Source organism: Hymenobacter arcticus (genome assembly GCF_054779975.1).
Window position 1 is genome coordinate 487594 of record NZ_BAAGXF010000002.1, and the last position, 17854, is coordinate 505447.

Sequence of the window (17854 nt, forward strand, 5' to 3'; positions counted from 1 at the left end):
CTTTTTTGTTACTGCTGCTTCAGCAGCCAAGCCTGGGCCTCGGCTTCGTTGTCGAAGGAGCGGTAGCGCATGGGCAGGCCCTGCACGTTGGTCGTGACGTAGGCCATGGCCAGGCGGGCGTAGAGGTTGGTGGCCAAGATTACGGCGCAGGCGCGGTAGCCGGCCTCGCGCACGGCCTGGGGCAGCCACTGCTCGGCCACCCAGGCTTGCTCGGCGGCCGAGAAGGGCTGCATTTGCTGCTGGTTGCTCAGTACCCGTTGTTGGCCGTGGCGTTGCAGGGCCTGGGTAACGTGCCGCAGTAGGGCCTGGGTATCGGCTAGGGTGCGCGCCTGCGGGCCCCAATACGAGCGCACAAAGCCCGCCGGGTCAAGTACCACGCGGCCGGCGGCGTTCTCAAAAAGAATAGTGGGAGACAGAGCAGGGGCCATGGTATTTCAAAGGTAGCCGCTGGCTAATGAGCGGGCGCTGAACTTGAAAAATAAATTACAAAATACTGATTTCCAGTACTTTATTGATATAAAAGTTTCTTGAATAAATTGTTTGTTCCCTGGTAGGTTCCGGCCCGGCTGGCCGCGGCCGGGCCCGGCACGGAATATCTGGGCGCCGCCCAGCGTTGGGGTGGGCGAGGCGGGGCGGCCGATGGGCGCGCCCGCTGCCCGACCTTTGTGTTTCTTCTCTTTTTGGTGCCTGCGTATGCGTTTTTTACTGGTGGTGGTGAGTGTGTTTGTGCTGGCGGGCTGCGCCCAGGTCAGCGGCCCGCTCAAGCTGTATTTTATTAGCTCGGCGCGCTTTACGTCGGGCAACCGGGCCAACGTGGCGTCCGGCGACACGCTGGCCACGAGCCTGTATGCCGTCACCAACGCCAGCAGCGGGCAGGCGGCCAGGCTCACCAATTTTCGGGCGGTGGTCACGTATTCACCTCGGCGTGAACCCTTTGCGTATCCGGCACTCCTCAATCAGTTTATTGCCACGCCGCCCGCCGACCCCGAGATAGTGTACCTCGACACAACCCTGAACGCGGCCAACTTCCTGTTTACGCCCGTGTTTGGGGTGCGCACCTCCTCGGGCAGTGAGAACTGGACGTTCACGGCCCGCGACTCGGAGGGCAATAGCTCGGCGCGCTCCTTCATCACCACGACGCGGTACGCCGACTCGCTCAAGCTCTACCACGACTACATCCTGAAGCTGCGCGTGCCGGCCACTCAAAAGTCGGACCGGCGCTTCATCGACCTCAAATCGGGCATTGCGCTGCCTGCTTACTCGGTAGTGGGCCAGGTGCCGAATGCTGATTTGCAAGCACTTACCGACCTCATTGTGTTGCCCAATGGCCTGAGTCTGGTTTCGCCCGACTCGGCGGGCGCGCAGCTCAACGCTACGCGCTGGCCCCTTGGTAACCGCAGCAGAACCCGCTTCCGGCTCACCACCCTCTCGCAGACCGATTTCACGGGGGCTCAGGATGTGAACGCCATCCAGGGTCAGTTTGCCGGTGCGGGGCGCGCCAGCATCCGCACGCTGGCCCTCAACCAGGTGTATGCTTTCCGGGTGTATAAGTCCGATAAAACAACCCCCGTATATGGGCTCCTCTACGTGCGAGGCCTGCCCAATGGCACCACCATGACTGGCCTGCAACTGGAAATTCGCCTGGCCAAGCTGCCCTTATAGCGCCGCCTTTTACCACAAAAGCTCCCCCACCTGCGCGGCCCGGAGGCTACGCAAGGGGGGAGCTTTTGTGGTAAAAGGCGGCGCTATAAGGGCCTAGAAAAGCAGGCCGCCGGTGATGCTCGCCGTGAAGCGGTTGTAATTGGTAGCGATGGTGGGTGAGACACCATTCGTGATGGAGCCCGCGCCGCTGGCCAAGTCGTAGGGCGAGTAGCGGTTCTGGTACTTAAGGTACACGCCGGCCACATCCACAAAGTACTTGCTGGTGCGAATGCCCAGCCCGCCGGTGTAGTAGTTCTGGTCGCGGTTAAAGCCCGACGTACCGGCGTAGGGGCTGCCGTAACGTGCGTAGCCCACGCGCGCCCGAAAGATGCTGACGCGGGCCTCGGCCCCCGCCTTTAGGTTGACGGTGTTGCGGTAGGTGCTGGCAATAACGTTGTTGGCATCGGTAAGCGCCCGCGAGGTACCGTTGGTGTCCGCATTGTAGGTAGCGTTGGAATAGCCTACGTACTCTACGTCGCCCGTGAAGAAGCCATATTTACCAATGAGCACCGTGGCCCCGCCGTTGGCCCGAAACGGCGTAGTGATGGTATAGTCGGCTGGCGGCAGCGCCGTCGACAGCACATTGTCGAGGTTAGCGGGAGTGTACTGCGAGGTGAGCGTGGTGCCGTACTCATCGGTGAGCCGGATATAGGTCGGCGTCTGAATCGAGGCCCCCAGGCGCACTACGTCCGCCACCCGATAAATGAGGCCGATGCGGGCATTAATGCCCGTGCCGGTCGTTTTCACGTAGTCTTGGTAGTTAAAATCCTCCCCGCTATTTGAGCCCTCGCTAAATGTGCTGGTGCGCGTGCGGTTGAGTGACACGATGCCGATGGCCCCGCCGATGTAAAGCTTATCGCGGTAGTTGCCACCGTAGCCCAGGTCAAATTGCGAGAGCGAACCTTTGCTCGTCACCAACTCATCTTGCGTGATGCGGCCCACCCGCGTCGGGGTGCCCAACGAGTCGAGGTTGCCGCGCCGGGTTTTCACGATGGTCGAGAGAAAGTTGCCATAGGCCAAACCGTCGAGGGTTTCGTAGTTGCCGCTGTTGTCCTGCGAACGTAGGTCGTTCAGCGCGGCGGTGTAGCCTGCGGTGCCCGGAGTGGTGTTGCCGCCCGGCTCACGCAGGTACTGAAAAAACGAGTGCCGGTCGTCGGTCTGATTCTGATAGCGAAAAGCCTGGTTGAAATCGGCCAGCCGCGTAAACCCCAGCGCAAAGCTGCCGCCCCGCCAGTCGCTGCTGTTATCATCATCAGGCCGGCGGTTGGCAAACACCACCCCCGCGCTAGCCAAGTGAAAGCTGTTGGCGTCCTGCTTGATAGTGGTGCCGCCTAGGCTGGCCGCGTTGGCCACCGGTGTTGAGGTACCATTGCCAAAGCCTAGGCCGGGCGTCAGGGTCAACTCCGATTTGGTGAACAGCCCCAGGCCAGCCGGGTTGGTGTTTAGGCTGCCAAAGTCGCCGCCTAGCGAAGTGCTAGCTCCCCCTAAACCCAGCGTGCGGGCCGTGCCGCTGGGGTTTTGGCGCATTAGCAAAAGCGCGTCATCAACGTAACTGCCCTGGGCCTTTGCCGCATGGCTGGCGCCCAATAAACCGCCCAGCAAGGTAGCCAGGCCCATTAATGCGTGCTTCATAAGAAAGAAAATAGGGCAAAAAAGAGCCGGTCCGAGAGACCGGCTCGAGATAAATTAAGCTTGTAAAAACCCGGTAGTCTGGTGCTGCTGGCTAGCGGCCCCCGCGGCGGCCGCCACCTCCACCACCACCGAAGCTACCCCCGCCACCACCACCCCCAAACGAGGGCTGGCTCATGCTGCGCTGGGGGGCCGACTCAAAGCTGCGGCGCTCGGGCATCTGCTGCTGGTAGCTGCGCTGTGGCTGGGCGTAGCCCGGATTTTGCTGGCTGGGCATGCTGCCTTGCTGCTGGCTGTAGCTGCGGCGCTCGGGCCGGCTGTACGTAGCGTTAGGGTTAGGGGTACTGTTCATTGTGCCATTACCGCCGCCGTTGGCGTTGCTGCTAAAGAAACCATTGAAAAATCCACCCCGGCGGCCATTACCCTGCGGCATTCCGGCGGCATTGGCCTGCCCGGTATTGTTTGGGGTATTGTAGCCATTGGGGCTAGTGCCAGGCGTAGAGTAAGCAGGGTTGCCCACTACGTTACCACCCCCGCCACCATCGCGCCGCGAAGGCATTATGGTTGCATTGCGGTTGCCCACACTACCAGTTGCGTTAGAAGGGGCCGCCAGATTGCCACCCGGGGCCGCGAAGCCACCGTTAGCATAAACGGCTCCGTTACGGCGGCCGTTGCCTACGTTAACGTTGCCGCCATTGGCACCCCCGGCCGGCGCAAAGCCGTTCAGTACCGAGCCACCCCGCACGGTGCGGGGCGCTGAGTTGCGGTAGCGGGCTTCGCTAGCATAGCCGCGGCCGTAGCCCCCCCCGTAGCCGTAGCCATAGGGCGACCCATAGCCACCATACCCAAACGGCGAACCGTAGCCGAAGGGCGAGCCAAATCCCCCAAAACCGCCGTAGCCAAAGCCAAACCCGATGCTCAGGCCCGAGCCGTAGCCAAAGCCACCGTAGGGCGAGAAGAAGGGGTCGTAGCCGAAGGGCGAGAAGCCATAGCCACCACCGTAGCCAAAGGGCGAGAAGCCGTAGCCGCCCCCGTAGCCGAAGGGCGAGAAGCCGTACCCAAACGCGCTGTTATAGCCGTAGGGCGAGCCGTAGTACGACGGCGACACGGCGTAGGCCGTGGTGGGCGTGTAGTTGTAAGAGCTCACGCCCGGCCCGGTGTAGGGCTGGCCAAAGCCATTGCCCCCGTAGCCCGAGGCGTAATTGTTGCTATAATAATCGGTGTTAGCCTGGTCGGTGCCAGCTTGGCCACCCTGGTAGTCGGGGTTGGCATCGTCGGTGGTAGCGGCAGCAACTGGTGCAGTATCATCAAGCGCGCGGGCCGGGATGGTGCCGCTGTTGGCATAGCCCGGGCGGGCCTGGTAGGCGGCCGTGGTATGGTCGCTGGACGAGTAGTACACGCCGTCGTTCTCCGTGGAGGTCGTTAGCGCCCCGGAGGTGGCGCACCCGCCCAAAGCGAGCAGCCCCAGGGCCGGCAAAGTAGCGGTGAGCAGGTTTTTCATGGCCAGAAAAAAGTGAGAAATCAGTCAGAGACTGAGTGGGTTAGTAAAGTAAACGCGTGGCAAATGGAAGCTATGTGAAGTCCGGGCCCCTCGGCCCGGCCCAAAAAGAACCTCTCTCCTCAAAACTTCCGTGCGGGTGCGCCTTACTATAACGTAATTTCGCCCCAAAACGGTGCCTTTCCTGATAAAGTTACTGATACAAAACGCATACCAGAATCGACCGGCCCCCGGCCGCTACCGATATACTGGTTTTTAGATGCAATTATGAGCAAAAAGTTGCCTACCCGCGAGGAAGATTATTCGGCCTGGTACAACGAGCTGGTGAAGCGCGCCGGTCTCGCCGAGAACTCCGCCGTGCGCGGCTGCATGGTCATCAAGCCCTATGGCTACGCCATTTGGGAGAAGATGCAGCGCCAGCTCGACGACATGTTTAAGCGCACCGGCCACGAGAATGCCTACTTTCCGCTGTTCGTGCCCAAAAGCTTGTTTGAGGCCGAGGAAAAGAACGCCGAGGGCTTTGCCAAGGAGTGCGCCGTGGTCACCCACTACCGCCTCCAAAACGACCCCGACCGCCCCGGTAAGCTGCGCGTGGACCCCAACGCCAAGCTGGAGGAAGAGCTCATTGTGCGCCCCACCTCGGAGGCCATCATCTGGAGCACCTACAAGGGCTGGGTGCAGAGCTACCGTGACCTGCCGCTGCTCATCAACCAGTGGGCCAACGTGGTACGCTGGGAAATGCGCACGCGCCTGTTTCTGCGCACCGCCGAGTTTTTGTGGCAGGAGGGCCACACCGCCCACGCCACCTCGGGCGAGGCCGTGGCCGAAACCCGCCAGATGCTTGACGTGTACGCCGAGTTTGCCGAAGAGCACCTGGCCCTGCCCGTGGTAAAGGGTGTGAAAACGCCCAACGAGCGCTTCGCCGGGGCCGAAGACACCTACTGCATTGAGGCGCTGATGCAGGATGGCAAGGCCCTGCAAGCCGGTACCAGCCACTTCCTGGGCCAGAATTTTGCCAAGGCGTTCGACGTGCAGTTTGCCAACAAAGAAGGCGTGCGTGAGCACGTGTGGGGCACCAGCTGGGGCGTGAGCACCCGCCTGATGGGTGCCCTCGTAATGGCGCACTCGGATGACGAAGGCTTGGTATTACCACCCAAATTGGCTCCCATTCAGGTAGTTATCATTCCAATTTACAAAACCGGCGAGATGGACGCGCTCATTGAGCGCATCCGGCCCATTCAGCAGGGCCTCATTGCCCGCGGCATCTCGGTGAAGCTCGACGCCCGCGACACCGAGCGCCCCGGCGCCAAGTTTGCCGAGTGGGAGCTGAAGGGCGTGCCCGTGCGCCTGGCCATCGGTGCCCGCGACCTCGACGGCGGCACCATCGAAGCCGCCCGCCGCGACACCAAGCAGAAGCTGCAATTGCCCCTGGCCGACATAGTGGACAGCGTAGATAAGCTGCTGAATGACATTCAGTTGAATATGTACAACAAGGCCAAGGACTACCGCGAGGCCCACACCACCCGCGTCGAAACCTACGACGAGTTCAAGGCCGTGCTCGACGGCAAAGGCGGCTTCGTAGTGGCCCACTACGACGGCACCTCCGAAACCGAGGAGCTCATCAAGGAGCAAACCAAAGCCACCGTGCGCTGCCTGCCCCTCAACGAAGCCGACGAGGACGGCGTGTGCATCGTGACGGGTAAGCCCAGCCAGCGCCGGGCGTGGTTTGCGCGGGCTTATTAGCCCGCTGGTCCGGCTCCGAGGCTAAGTAGACGGGCTAACGAAAAAGGCACCTGTGGTTTCACAGGTGCCTTTTTTATGGGGGTCTTCAACCCAAAGCTATAGCTGCCGAATGAGCCGCACAGCCTCGGCCTCGCTCACTGCCGTAACAGCCGGAGTGATAGTGAGGCCATTGCTGATAGTAATGCGCTGGGTGCCGTAGTAGAGTTGGCCATTAATTGACTGTAGGACGACCGCTACCATATCGGCGCCAGTTGGCAGGTTATTCTGCCAGTCGGTAGGGTAGGTAGGCCGCAGCTTAAGTAACCCGTTGTAACCCACTGGCCGCAGGTAAACGCGGGTTTCGCCAGCGGCGGTAGCGGTGGTTTTTATGGTTACCTGGGCCAAGCTCGTTGTGGAATAGGCATGCCAGAACTGGTCAATGTTCCACCAGCCAATGGAGTCGAGTGGCAGTGCTGCGCGGTAAAGGCTCGGCATCTTCTGCACGGCGGCGGCATTGGCTTGCTGCCAGCCGGCGCTATCGCTGGCCATGACGGCAGCGGGCTGCTGCCACACATATTGCGGGGTAGTATCCTGGTCGGCCGGTATCGGTGACTGCACGGCTACCGTCTGGTTGGGAGCTAGCCGCAGGCGCGTGGTATTTTGCCAAACCTGAATATTGAACTCGCCGCCCGAAACTAACATATCACGCTGGCGCACTATATTGGTCGGCATGTCGGCCAGCACCATGTCGGGTACGGTGTAAATCTCGCGGATGCGCACCTCGGCCGTGCCCGTAGCTGGTCCACCAGTAGGAAGCAAAAAACTGATGGCTGGCAAGGAAAACTTGGCCCCACCGCTAGTAGTAATGTCTTGCGCCGCAAAAGTTGGGCCCAGCACCAAGGGAAAAACCTGGACAGCTACCGCATTGCGGCGCGTAAAGTCGGCCAGCGACAGGTTGGAGGTGCTAGGCGCACAGTCTACGATATCGTCTTTGCGGCAGCCAGATGCCAGCAGTAGCCCGGCCGCGCCGAGTAAAAGCAGGAAGCGAGTCATGAGAAAATGGGAAAACAGTGAGAAGCAGAGAATTGCACTCGCCAAATAGCTGCCGGCCGGCCAGCTTTAGGTTAGCGAATATCCCAGGAAAAACCAGTAAGCAAGCCCACGCTAAAAGGGCGGCGAGCGCTAAATGCCAGCGTGTTAGCCCCGGCAAGCGACGTGAGCACGTAGCGCCCCGTGGGCTGCACCACCCATTGCCAGCGCGAGGCCGGGCCACCCACCCGGTAGCGCAGGTCGAGGCCCAGGCTCAGGGCCAGGCTCCACGGGCGATAGGGGTTGCTGCTGGCCGAGTAGGCTTGCTGCTGGCAGCCACAATCGCTGCCCTCGGTGCTGCGGCCCCCCTGGTACCAGCCCACTTCGGTGCCAAATAGCACCGCCTTGGCAAGCCGCCCCCGCGGAGCCCCCAGCGCGTAGCTCAGCTGCACGGGCACCGTGAGCAGCCGGTAGGTATCGCGCTGATTTATACGCCGGGAGCCGGCCGAATCGCCCAGCTGGAGCGCTAGGCGGGTAGCGTATTCCTGATAGCCCAGGCCCGCAGCCAGCGCCCAGCGGCCCGCCAGCACCCGGCGCAACTGCACTTGCGCGCCCAGGCCCGCCGCGGGGCGCTCGAGGTGCGCAAAGTCGGGCCCGGCCACCGGGCTGGGCCCAGCGCCAATAGTGCGGTAGCTGAGCGTGGGGCCAGCCAAGGCCAGCAGCGCCCAGCGCCGCACCGGTGGGGCTGGCGGGGTCGAATCAGGCCGTGCAACCAAGGGCGTTGGTAGCGGCGCAGCTGGGGGCAGCAGCAGGCGCACTACCCGCGCTGGCCGGCCCAAAATACCAGAATCTGCCTGACTATAAGATGCTGATTTAAAGTATTTTGCTCGTAAAAATCCAGTATTGGACCCCTGTTGCTGAGTACGGGTATTAGTGACCTGGGCCATAGCCGAAGGCGTGCGCACTGGTACAGGTCGCCCACTCGCGGCGTGGTGCGGCGTAGCGGCTGCCCGCCGCCGCGCCGCACCGCGGATGGAGGGCTGGTTGCCGTCGGCTGCCGGGGCCGCAGCCTTCTGGGGTGCAACGCCGGTAGCTGTGGTGGGTGCCGTGCTAAAACGCGGGCGGCGCGCAACAGCTACTCCCGCCGCGGCCCGGTGCTGCCGTGGCAGGTATTCGGCAGTAGCCAGCGCCAACTGCTGGGGGCTATGCGTTGCCGCCTTGTGTCGAAAAGGCTTACCAAAGGCACTGGGTGATGTATACTGTTGGTGCCCTGTTTGGTTGGCCAGGTGACTGGCTGCCGCCGGGCGGCGTGAGTTGGAACCCGCCCCCAGCGGCTGGTTTGCGTGATTTAAATGGCTATTCCTGGTACTAGGTACCACGAGGACGGTAGTAGCTGCCGGGGCAACCAGCGGCGCAGTAACCCGAGGTTGCCGGGCGCTATGGGCTGATTCAGAGGCAGTAATTACGGCTGTTTTATGGAATAAAGTAGTACTAGACAGTCTTATAAAAAGCTTATTGTTGCGTAGCATAGTGCTCGCCGTAATGAGCCCTAGTAGCAATGCCAGCAGCGGCAGCAGGCGGCGGGGCCGGCGCCACCACGGCCGCACCACGGCCGGCGGCGGTAGCTGCTGCCGAATGGCCGCCCACGCGCCGGGGGGCGGGGGCGCGCCATAGTCGCCCAGGCGCTGCCGCAGCGCGGCCATCACTGGGTCGCTGGCGTCGTCATTGGGGCGAGAGTCAGGGCTTTCCTTCATGATTGACAGAGCTTGGGGTTGACCATTCGGAGGCGCAGGGCCAGGGACTGGCGCGCCCGGGCTAGCTGCGACTTGCTGGTGCCTTCCGAAATACCCAGCAGCTGCGCGATTTCGGAATGCGAATAGCCTTCGATGGCGTAGAGATTGAGCACGGTGCGGTAGCCGACTGGCAGGGCCGCGAGGTGGTGTAGCAGGTCGGCGGCGGCCAGCTCATCGAGCACCGAGGGCTCCGGGCTGGGTAGGGTAGCGGCGTGCTCATCGAGGTCGGCGGCGCCGTAGTCGGTGGGGTGGCGCAGGCGGTGCTGCTCCAGGGCGTGCAGGGCCGTGTGCACGGCTATGCGCCGCGCCCAGGCTTCGAAAGGGCCGTCGCCCCGGTATTGGTCGAGGCGGGTAAATATTTTAACAAACGTGTTTTGCAGGGTGTCCTCCGCTTCGGCTTGGCTGGGGCAGTAGCGCAGGCACACGCCCATCAGCCCATAGGCCAGCTGGTTGTAGAGCTGAAATTGCGCCGCTTCTTCGCCCCGGCGGCACGCCGCCAGCAAGGCCTCAGAAATAGCAGGAGCAGTAACAGCCATACACGCGCAAGTACCAGTTGCCAGCCCAGCAGCGGCATTCGGGGGCTTGACCGGTGAGCCAGGTCAGCGGTTGCGTCGGCCGTTAAAAAAGCCGGAATTACCAGAAATAGGTAATCTTACCAGCCTACCTAGCGCGGGCTGCTACAGCTTCTCCTCCAGCCACAAAAAGCCGGCCGCCAGCAGAAACAGCCCGAAAAACCACCCGGCCGGCCATGGCTGCGGCACGGTGGTAGTGGCTACGGCCGTTGCTACTGCGCCCAGCCGCGTAGCGCGCTCAGCCAAAGCCTGTTGGCGGGCTAATAGCTCGGGGCCGCGCCAGGCGGCCGAGTCGTACACGTAAAAGCTGTGCAGCGTGCGGCCGGGGCCGCGCACCTGGTGCCAGCCGGCGCGGGTGGGCCAGTACTGCGCGGTGCTCCACTCGGGCAGGCGAACATCCTGGGCGAGGGCCAGCGCCACGGCCGGGCCGCCCGCCAGCGGCTGCGCAGTAGGCAAGCTGGCCGGCATGGTGCCCGCCAGGCGCAGCGTAAGCGGCTGCTGCGGCCGGGGCCAGCGGCTGAGCACCTGCCAGGTAGCAGCCGGCGCGGGCGGTGGCGCGGCGGCCCCCAGCAGCTGGCTCCAGAAGGAGGTGTAGGCGGCGGCTTGTCCCTGCAAAGCCCAGCGGAAGGTTTCGGGTACCACCGACACCACCACCGTGCCCAAACCGTAGCGCTGGCCAGCAGCCACCAGCGCCGCGTTGGGGCCCGTGACGAGGGAGCGCAGGGCGGCACTCGGCCGCAGTCGGGCGGGTAGCAGCGCCCGCACCAGGGCCGGGGCGTCGGGCCAACTCAGCGGCTGGGGCACAGCCGCGACTACCGGCAGCGGCTGCACCGCAAAGGCGGTGCGGGCCGGTACGGCGGCGGGCAGGGGCGTGGCATCGGCGAGCAGGACTAGGCCCAGCCGGCCCTGGCTGACGGCGGCGCGCAGGGCCTGGCTTTCGCCGACGGGCAAGGTGGCTAGGGTGGCGGCATCGGCCACTACCACGGCGTAGCGGGCCAGTAGGGCGGGCGTGAGGTGGTCGAGCGGTTGGGCGGACTGGTTGAGAAACTCGGTTTGTACCAGGCCGCGGCTCACGGTGGTGCGCAGGGCCACGGCCCGGCCGGCCGCCGCCAGGCTGTTCTTCAAAAACTTGAATTCGAAGCCCGGCACGGCGGCCAGCAGCAGCACGGGCGGCAGCGCCTGGGTGCTAATTTCCAACGGAATAGGCTCGGTAATGGCCGGGCTGCCGGCGTGGCGCAGCACCAATTCGTAGCGCGCCCGGCCCGCCACCTTGGGCTGGTAGCGGAGGCGAAAGCTGCCGCCCCCGGGCAGCCGCACCGAGTCGCGGTCCGCGCCGTCGGCCCGCAGGCTCACCCAGGCGGGGTCGGGGCCGGCGGCCACGGAGCCTTCTACCTCAAACCGTTGGCCTAGTGTTAGTTGCTGCGGCCAGTTAGCCGCTTGAAAGCCGCTGGGGGCGGGCCCGGCGTGGCGCACCACGGCCACCCGGCCTAGCGCCGGCAGGGCGCTGGTGGGCAGGCCCTCGCCCAGCAAATGCAGGCGGCGCAGCGCGGGCCGCTGCTCGCCTAAGCTCAGCAAGCTGCCGAGGGCCTTGGCGCGGGCGGGCGGCGGGGTGCCGTAGGCCCACACTGGGGTGCCTGCCCCCAGGTGGCGAAGTAGCTGGCGTAATGTATCAGGCTGGTAGCCAGGCGTGAGCACGATAGCTTCGGCGCGGACGGCGGGCACCTGGCGCAGTGGTGGGTGGGCCGTAAGCCACAGCGCTAGTGGGGCCGCCAGGCTGGCCAGTACGCGCAGCGCCAGGCGTCGGCGGTCGGCTCGCCGCAGGGCAGCGGCTAGTAGTCCTAGCGCCAGCAGCACGCAAGCAAGCGCCAGCAGTAAAGAAGAAGTTGTGCTAAACAATGCGCTGCTACTAATTAGTAATCAATTTCTTAAGAAGTATTATTTGCTCAGTTCCTCAAAGTAGCGGCGGCCCAGCCGGTCGGCCGTGGTGGCGGGCGCGGCGGTGGGCACTGGGGCGGGCAGCAGGTCGGCGAGGGCGCGCTGGGCCGGGGCGAGGGCGGTAGCGCTGGGCACCCGGCCGGCGCGGGCATCGGCCGCTAGCTGGCGCAGGGCCCGCAGCGCCGGCAGGTAGAAGCCCGGCTTTTGCAGGGCCGCCTGGGCCAGCGCCGCGCCGGCCTGGTCGAGGGCCGGGGCATCGGCGGGGCGGGCTGGCTGGCCGGGGCCGCCACCCTGGGCGGTGGCCAGCCAGCGCAGGGCGGCGCGCACAGCGGATTGGGTGGCGGGGGCCGGCACGGTAGCTTGCAGGCGCGGGGCGGCAGCTCCCTTTAGCTCGCCAGTGAGGCGCAGCGTGGCCTCGGGGAAGGGCGTGGGTGTGAAGCCGGCCTTCTTGACGTAGGCGCGGGTTTGCTGCTGCACTTCCTTGAGCAGGCGCAGGGCGCGGTACTCGTAGGGGCGGGCCGCCGCGGGCTGGCCAGTGCGCAGGCGCAGCTCGGCGGCCCACATCTCATCAAGCACGGCGTGGAGCTTGGCCTTCACGGCGGGCTCCAGAAAGTCGGCGGTTTCGGAGTCGTCGTGCTTGTGGATGTAGGGGTCCATGAGCGCGTCGGTGGCGGCAGTTTGCGACGCGTTGCGGCCAATGGGCGCCTCGGGGTGATGGTCGTGGTCATCGGCCTCGTCGGCGTGGGCGGCGGGCTTGGGGTCGGCGGTGGGCGCGTCGGCCGTGGGCACCTCGGCGGTGGGGGAGGCGGGCTCGTCGGCCGTGGGCGGCCCGGCCGTTACCCCAATGCCTTTTTCAGCTTCCTCGCCCAAGAACTTGCCGTAGCGCATGCGCAGCGACTGCTGGTCGAAGCCCAGTGCATTAGCCCGGTTGGCAAACTCGGCGGCGGTGAGCTTGGGCTTGTCTTTAATAAGCTTTTCGGTATCGATAATTATCTGGCGCTCCGAGCGAAAGTAAGCGGGCGCAGTATTCACACCCAGGCCCACGTCGAGGGCGCTGGCGGCGGCGGCCGTGTCCTGCCACTGCACCAAAAAGGCGTCGGAGCGGGCGGCGTGGCCGTTGTTGTCGCGGGCTTGCAGGTAGAAGTACAGCTCATCGCCATAGGTGAGCCCAAGCTTGGGCAGGTTGAGCAGGCTGCCCACGGTGGCCTGGTCCGGCTGCCCGGCCAGGGCAGCGCTCAGGTCGCGGCGCACCTCCGTAAACTTCACCGCCTCGCCCTGGCCCTGGGCCACGGTGATAACCAGCTCGGCCCGCGTCAGGCCGTAGTCGTCGCGCAGCGTGGCCCGGATGGGCACCTCTGGCCGCGTGCCCACCGCCGCAATAAGGGTATAAGGCTTAGGTGTTTGCAGGCGAATAGTGGGGGCCTGGTCGGGCCGCACATCGATGGCGTAGTCGTCGGATGTTTGCCCTGCGTAGCGTAACCGGTAGAGGGCCGAGGCACTTAGCACCTGCTCGCCACCAAACTGCGTGGGCTGCCCGGCCACCGGCTGCAACGCCAGCTTCTGCGTCCCGATTTCGAGCGTGGGAGCGCCACTCACCGCCCGGTTTACGGTTACCAGCCAGCGCACCCGCGACCCCTGCGGGCACTGAAACGTGGCGGCAGCCGGCACGAAAGCCGCTCGCCGGGTGTAGGCCGGCGGCGTTACCAGCAGCGCTACTTTGGTGATGCGCGGCGCGGTGGCCGGCACCGGCCGGGCTGCATCGGGCGTGAAGCGTATGGCTACCGCGACCGGTGCCAACGCCGCTGGCTGCCGTACGGGCAGCCACCAGGCTGCTACCCCACCCGCTAGCAGTAATAAGCTTATTAATAAGGTGTTTTTAAAGGTGACCGGCAGTAGGGGCGCTTGCGTAGCGGCTAGCTCAGCCAGCCGCTGGCCCACCCGCTGCTGCTGCAACTGCCCCAGAAAAGGCAGCTGCTCAGCCTCTTGCAATAATAATCCGGCGCTGTCTTCCAGCTCAGGAAAAAGCCGGTCGAGCTGCCGCGCCACGGCCGCCGGCCCGAGGTGGCGCAACGGCCACAGCTGCCAGGTGGCTACGGCCAGCACGGCTACCAGGCCCGCCAGCAGCGCCGGGCAGCGCGCTGGCCAGCGCGCCGCCAGCGCCTCCAGCAGCAGTAGCCCGGCCAGCGTGGGCAGTAGCACCGCCACCGCCCGCCGCCCAGCGTAGCTGCGCCCCGCCGCCCGCAAGTGCTGCCGGGCGGTACCCAAGTTTGTGGCGGGCTGAAAAGCTACCTGCGTCATACCGAAGTCGAAAGAGAAGGAGGAACAGCCCGCCGCTGAGCCAGCCAGCGCTCCAGGCCAAACAAGAGCGCCACCGCCAGCACCAGCCACGACCGCAGGTCAGTAAGCTGATAAGCAGCTGGTTGAGTAGCCGTGTCAGCAACTGATTTGGTACGCGAAACTGGCAGCTGCGCCGGGTCGAGGCGGCGCTGGTCGTGCACGGTCAGCAGGGCATCGGTACCCAGCTGCGGGTTGGTAGCCAGCAAATCGAGCAGCAACGCGGGCAAAGCTGGGCTATCGGCCAGCGTGCTCCAGGCCGGTGCTAAGCGCGTAGTCAGTTGGTAGTGAATGCCTTGCCCCTGCGTCAGTTCGGCTAGTACGGGGCGGCCCCGGCCATCGGCCCAGCGGGGCTGGCTACCGGCGGGTACCGGCTGCCGGCCCCGGCGCGTGAGCAGAATGGGCGCGGTCCCGGCCGTTGCGGCGGTGACCAGCGTAGCGGTGTCGGCCACGCCGGGACCCGCGGCTTCCTGCCACACGCGCAGTCCGCGCGGCACCCGGCTGCGCCAGGCGGTAGGCAAAGGACTGTCGCTCAGCCAGAACAGCCAATCGGCGGCCACGGCTGGGTCGGGTGGGGTGGGGCTCACCGTGAGGGTGAGCGGCGCGGCCAGGCCCACTTCGGCCGCCCGCAAGGCGGCGCGCAGGCAGCGGGCCTCCTCGGCGTAGCCGGCGGTGGCGTAGAGCACCACCCGCAGCGGGGCGGCTTGCACCGGCACCGGAAGTTGCGCCTGGCTGGAGTCGGTGGGCTGCTTGCGCAGTTGGGCGCGGCCGGCCGCCATTTCGTAGCGCAGCGGCGGGAGGCCGGCCACCGTCAGCGTCGCGCCGGGTTGGGGCTGGCTCACGCGCACCGCTTGGAAGGTGGTCTGCTTTTCGTCGCTGTGGCCCAGTAGCAGGCGCAGGCTGCTGGGTCCAGCGGTGGCGGCTTGCAGCCAGTTGGTAGCCGTGCGCGCCGGCAGTGTTTGCCAGGTGAGGTTGGCGGGCAAGGCCGGGTGCGCGCCACCCAGGCCGCGCAGCGCCGCCGGCGTCACGGCGTACAGTGGCTGCCCGGCAAACATATCGGCCGCCTGCTGGATTCTAGTCCAGTAAGTATTGTCAATCAATGTATTAGCTAACAACGGCTTGCGCCGGCCCAAGGAGTCGGCCTGCCACTCGGCGGGCGTGATAGCGGGTAGCCCCGCCGTCAGCCAGCGTAGCGCGTAGCCGCGCCGCCGCAACGAGTCGAGGGTGGGGCGCACGGCTGCCAGGCGGCTGCCATCGGCCAACTCAGGACTCACCAGCACCTGGCCGCGACCAGCGGGCCGGGGCTGCCGCCACTGCGGGCCGGCCAACGCCCCGGCCAGCGCGGCCAGCAGCGTGGCGCGCAGCAGCAGCAGGCCCACTTGCTCTAGGCGCAGGTTGCGCAGGCGGCGGTTGGCCCCGGCGGCTAGCCAGCGCAGGCTGCCCACCGCCACCTCGCGGCCCGGCCGGCGGTTCCAGAGGTGAACGGCCAGCGGCACGAGCAGGCCCAGCAGGGCAAGTAGCGCAGATGGATTAGTAAAAGTGAGCAAATTGGTGGCGTTTTATTGGCAAGAATCCGCGTCTGTCATTGCGAGCGCTCCATCTCTGCTTGATGCGCAGAATATTGCGCTCGCAATGACAGGCGGGTTTGTTAGCTACTAACTTATAGATTGTCTGCGTTTTAAAAATTCGCGCAGGGCCCCGTTCAGCGGCCCGGCGGTGCTGAGCTGGTGGTAGTCGAGGCCCTGGCGGCGGGCGGCGTGGGCGGTGTCGCGCAGCCACTGCTGCAGCTGCTGCTGGTAGGTGGCGCGCTGCTGGTCGGCATCGAGCTGCATGGTTTGCCCGGTTTCGAGGTCGCGGAACGTGACGGAGCCTTTATAGCTGAAGTTCAACTCGTTGCTGGCTACCAGGTGCAGTAGCAGCACGTCGCCGCTGGTGGCGCGCAGGCGGGTGAGCAGGCGGTTTATCTCGCCATCAGCTTCGTATAAATCGCTTACGCACACGGTGAGGGCGCGCTGGCGGCGGGCCGTGAGCGGGGCCAGCGTGGCCGCGTCAGGGAAGGTGCCAGTGCCCTCGGCTTTCTCCAGGGCGTGGTAGAGGCGCGGCAGCTGGCGGGTGTCGGCGCGGGCCGGGAAGTGCTGCAAGCCGCCGGGGCTCAGAATAGTCAGGCCCACCGCATCACCTTGTTTTTGAGCTAAATAGGCGAGCGCGGCCAGCAGCAGGCGGGCGTAGTCGAGCTTAGTGAGGCCGTTGTCGTCGCGGTGGTTCATGCTGGCGCTGGCATCCAGCACGAGGTTCACCGTGAGGCTGGTATCGACCTCCGACTCGCGCAAATAGTACCGGTCCGAGCGGGCGGCCAGGCGCCAGTCGAGACGGCGTAGGTCGTCGCCGGGCTGGTAGGGGCGGTACTGGCTGAACTCCATGCCCGCGCCGTGCCGCCGGCTGGCGTGCGCGCCCGCCAAAAAGCCCTCGGCCGCCTGGCGGGCGGCTAGCGGCAGGTTGCGCAGGGCGTAGAGGAGTTCGGGGGTCAGCATTTGGCGGGTAGCGTGGACTCTGCGAGTCCGCGCGTGGGTTGGTTATGCAATCGTTCTACGCGCGGACTCACAGAGTCCACGCTACACCTGCACTGCCTTCAGCAGCTCACGCACGGCATCGTCGGGCGTGATATTCTCGGCTTCCGCATTGAAGTTCAATAGCACCCGGTGGCGCAGCACGGGCGGCGCGAGGGCCTTGATATCATCCAGCGTGGCGGCGAAGCGGCCTTGCAGCAGCGCCCGCGCTTTGGCGCAAAGTATGAGCGCCTGGCCGGCGCGCGGGCCCGCACCCCAGCGGCCGTAGTCCTGAATGAACTTGACCTCCGAGGTGGCCGGGCGGGTGGCGCGCACTAGCCGGTTCACGAAGGCCAGCAGCTCGGGGCTGAGGCTCACCTGGCGCACCAGCTGCTGCAATTGCCGGATGTCGTCGCCGCCCAAAATGGGGCGCACTTCGGGCCGCGCGGTGCCGGTGGTGCCGCTGAGTACGGCCATTTCTTCCTGCTCGCTGGGGTAGCCGATGCGCACGTACAGCAAGAAACGGTCGAGTTGCGCCTCGGGCAGCGGGTAGGTACCGCTCTGTTCGATAGGATTTTGCGTAGCCAGCAGGAAGAACGGCTTGGGCAGCGCGTGCTCCTGGCCGGCGTAGGTGACGTGGCCTTCCTGCATAGCCTCCAGTAGGGCGGCCTGGGTTTTGGGGGGCGTGCGGTTTATCTCATCGGCCAGCACCAGGCTGGCGAAAATGGGGCCGGGGTTGAACTTGAACGAGCGGTGGCCAGTGCCGTGGTCCTCCTCCAATACCTCAGTGCCGAGAATGTCGGTGGGCATGAGGTCGGGCGTAAACTGGATGCGGCGAAACGGCAAATCGGTGGCCTGGGCCAGCGTGCGCACGAGCAGCGTTTTGGCCAGGCCGGGCACGCCCTCCAGCAGGGCGTGGCCGCCGGCCAGCAGCGCCACCAGCACCTCATCGAGCACGGCCGACTGGCCCACGATGACCTTGCCGATTTCGGCTTTCAAGGTTGGCAGCTTGGCGAGTAAGGTTGTTACGTCTTGTTCAGTCATGTGGTGATTAGTAAGCAGTTGTCATTGCGAGCACAGCGAAGCAATCGCATC

Annotated in this window: 13 protein-coding genes; 2 read left to right on the forward strand and 11 right to left on the reverse strand. The window is 65.2% G+C overall.

Features of this window, described 5'->3' with window-relative positions:
* Positions 1 to 8: 8 nt before the first annotated feature.
* Positions 9 to 428, reverse strand: a complete 420-nt coding sequence (locus tag ACYVGC_RS05690) for a SpoIIAA family protein (RefSeq protein ID WP_460582822.1) — start codon at positions 426 to 428, stop codon at positions 9 to 11.
* A gap of 265 nt (positions 429 to 693) precedes the next feature.
* On the opposite strand from ACYVGC_RS05690, the gene ACYVGC_RS05695 reads away from it, so the two are divergent.
* Positions 694 to 1662, forward strand: coding sequence for a hypothetical protein (locus tag ACYVGC_RS05695; RefSeq protein WP_460582823.1), 969 nt, complete (start codon positions 694 to 696; stop codon positions 1660 to 1662).
* A 93-nt stretch (positions 1663 to 1755) separates the two neighbouring features.
* Here ACYVGC_RS05695 and ACYVGC_RS05700 read toward each other — a convergent pair whose 3' ends face one another.
* Positions 1756 to 3333 carry a hypothetical protein gene (locus tag ACYVGC_RS05700; protein WP_460582824.1) on the reverse strand — a complete coding sequence of 526 codons (1578 nt, stop codon included), beginning with the start codon at positions 3331 to 3333 and terminating at the stop codon, positions 1756 to 1758.
* A 91-nt stretch (positions 3334 to 3424) separates the two neighbouring features.
* Complete coding sequence (locus tag ACYVGC_RS05705) at positions 3425 to 4831, reverse strand: hypothetical protein (protein ID WP_460582825.1); 1407 nt, start codon at positions 4829 to 4831, stop codon at positions 3425 to 3427.
* Between the two features lie 264 nt (positions 4832 to 5095).
* Here ACYVGC_RS05705 and proS point away from each other — a divergent pair, with 264 nt between their 5' ends.
* A complete protein-coding gene (gene proS / locus ACYVGC_RS05710; protein WP_460582826.1) occupies positions 5096 to 6571 on the forward strand; it encodes a proline--tRNA ligase in 1476 nt (491 codons plus the stop codon).
* A 96-nt stretch (positions 6572 to 6667) separates the two neighbouring features.
* On the opposite strand, the gene ACYVGC_RS05715 is transcribed toward proS, so the two are convergent.
* The 8 genes from ACYVGC_RS05715 to ACYVGC_RS05750 all read right to left on the reverse strand — a co-directional run bounded on the left by ACYVGC_RS05715 (position 6668) and on the right by ACYVGC_RS05750 (position 17803).
* Positions 6668 to 7603, reverse strand: coding sequence for a hypothetical protein (locus tag ACYVGC_RS05715; RefSeq protein WP_460582827.1), 936 nt, complete (start codon positions 7601 to 7603; stop codon positions 6668 to 6670).
* Positions 7604 to 7674: 71 nt separating this feature from the next.
* Entirely contained in the window at positions 7675 to 8355 is a 681-nt protein-coding gene (locus ACYVGC_RS05720; protein WP_460582828.1) for a hypothetical protein, read from the reverse strand.
* Between the two features lie 974 nt (positions 8356 to 9329).
* A complete protein-coding gene (locus tag ACYVGC_RS05725) occupies positions 9330 to 9908 on the reverse strand; it encodes an RNA polymerase sigma factor (RefSeq protein ID WP_460582829.1) in 579 nt (192 codons plus the stop codon).
* Between the two features lie 141 nt (positions 9909 to 10049).
* Positions 10050 to 11798, reverse strand: coding sequence for a hypothetical protein (locus ACYVGC_RS05730; RefSeq protein ID WP_460582830.1), 1749 nt, complete (start codon positions 11796 to 11798; stop codon positions 10050 to 10052).
* An 81-nt stretch (positions 11799 to 11879) separates the two neighbouring features.
* Positions 11880 to 14177, reverse strand: a complete 2298-nt coding sequence (locus ACYVGC_RS05735; RefSeq protein ID WP_460582831.1) for a hypothetical protein — start codon at positions 14175 to 14177, stop codon at positions 11880 to 11882.
* Entirely contained in the window at positions 14174 to 15760 is a 1587-nt protein-coding gene (locus ACYVGC_RS05740) for a BatA domain-containing protein (protein WP_460582832.1), read from the reverse strand. The genes ACYVGC_RS05735 and ACYVGC_RS05740 overlap by 4 nt, the downstream gene beginning before the upstream one ends.
* 108 nt (positions 15761 to 15868) lie before the next feature.
* Positions 15869 to 16744, reverse strand: a complete 876-nt coding sequence (locus ACYVGC_RS05745) for a DUF58 domain-containing protein (RefSeq protein WP_460582833.1) — start codon at positions 16742 to 16744, stop codon at positions 15869 to 15871.
* Positions 16745 to 16825: 81 nt separating this feature from the next.
* The gene (locus tag ACYVGC_RS05750; protein ID WP_460582834.1) at positions 16826 to 17803 is read right to left on the reverse strand and encodes an AAA family ATPase; all 978 of its coding nucleotides are present in this window, start codon (positions 17801 to 17803) and stop codon (positions 16826 to 16828) included.
* Positions 17804 to 17854: the final 51 nt, after the last annotated feature.

Bases quoted from the DNA above. Each gene is read 5' to 3' on its own strand.
- ACYVGC_RS05690 (WP_460582822.1), bottom strand. From the start codon at position 428: ATGGCCCCTGCTCTGTCTCCCACTATTCTTTTTGAGAACGCCGCCGGC.
- ACYVGC_RS05695 (WP_460582823.1), top strand. From the start codon at position 694: ATGCGTTTTTTACTGGTGGTGGTGAGTGTGTTTGTGCTGGCGGGCTGC.
- ACYVGC_RS05700 (WP_460582824.1), bottom strand. From the start codon at position 3,333: ATGAAGCACGCATTAATGGGCCTGGCTACCTTGCTGGGCGGTTTATTG.
- ACYVGC_RS05705 (WP_460582825.1), bottom strand. From the start codon at position 4,831: ATGAAAAACCTGCTCACCGCTACTTTGCCGGCCCTGGGGCTGCTCGCT.
- proS (WP_460582826.1), top strand. From the start codon at position 5,096: ATGAGCAAAAAGTTGCCTACCCGCGAGGAAGATTATTCGGCCTGGTAC.
- ACYVGC_RS05715 (WP_460582827.1), bottom strand. From the start codon at position 7,603: ATGACTCGCTTCCTGCTTTTACTCGGCGCGGCCGGGCTACTGCTGGCA.
- ACYVGC_RS05725 (WP_460582829.1), bottom strand. From the start codon at position 9,908: ATGGCTGTTACTGCTCCTGCTATTTCTGAGGCCTTGCTGGCGGCGTGC.
- ACYVGC_RS05735 (WP_460582831.1), bottom strand. From the start codon at position 14,177: ATGACGCAGGTAGCTTTTCAGCCCGCCACAAACTTGGGTACCGCCCGG.
- ACYVGC_RS05745 (WP_460582833.1), bottom strand. From the start codon at position 16,744: ATGCTGACCCCCGAACTCCTCTACGCCCTGCGCAACCTGCCGCTAGCC.
- ACYVGC_RS05750 (WP_460582834.1), bottom strand. From the start codon at position 17,803: ATGACTGAACAAGACGTAACAACCTTACTCGCCAAGCTGCCAACCTTG.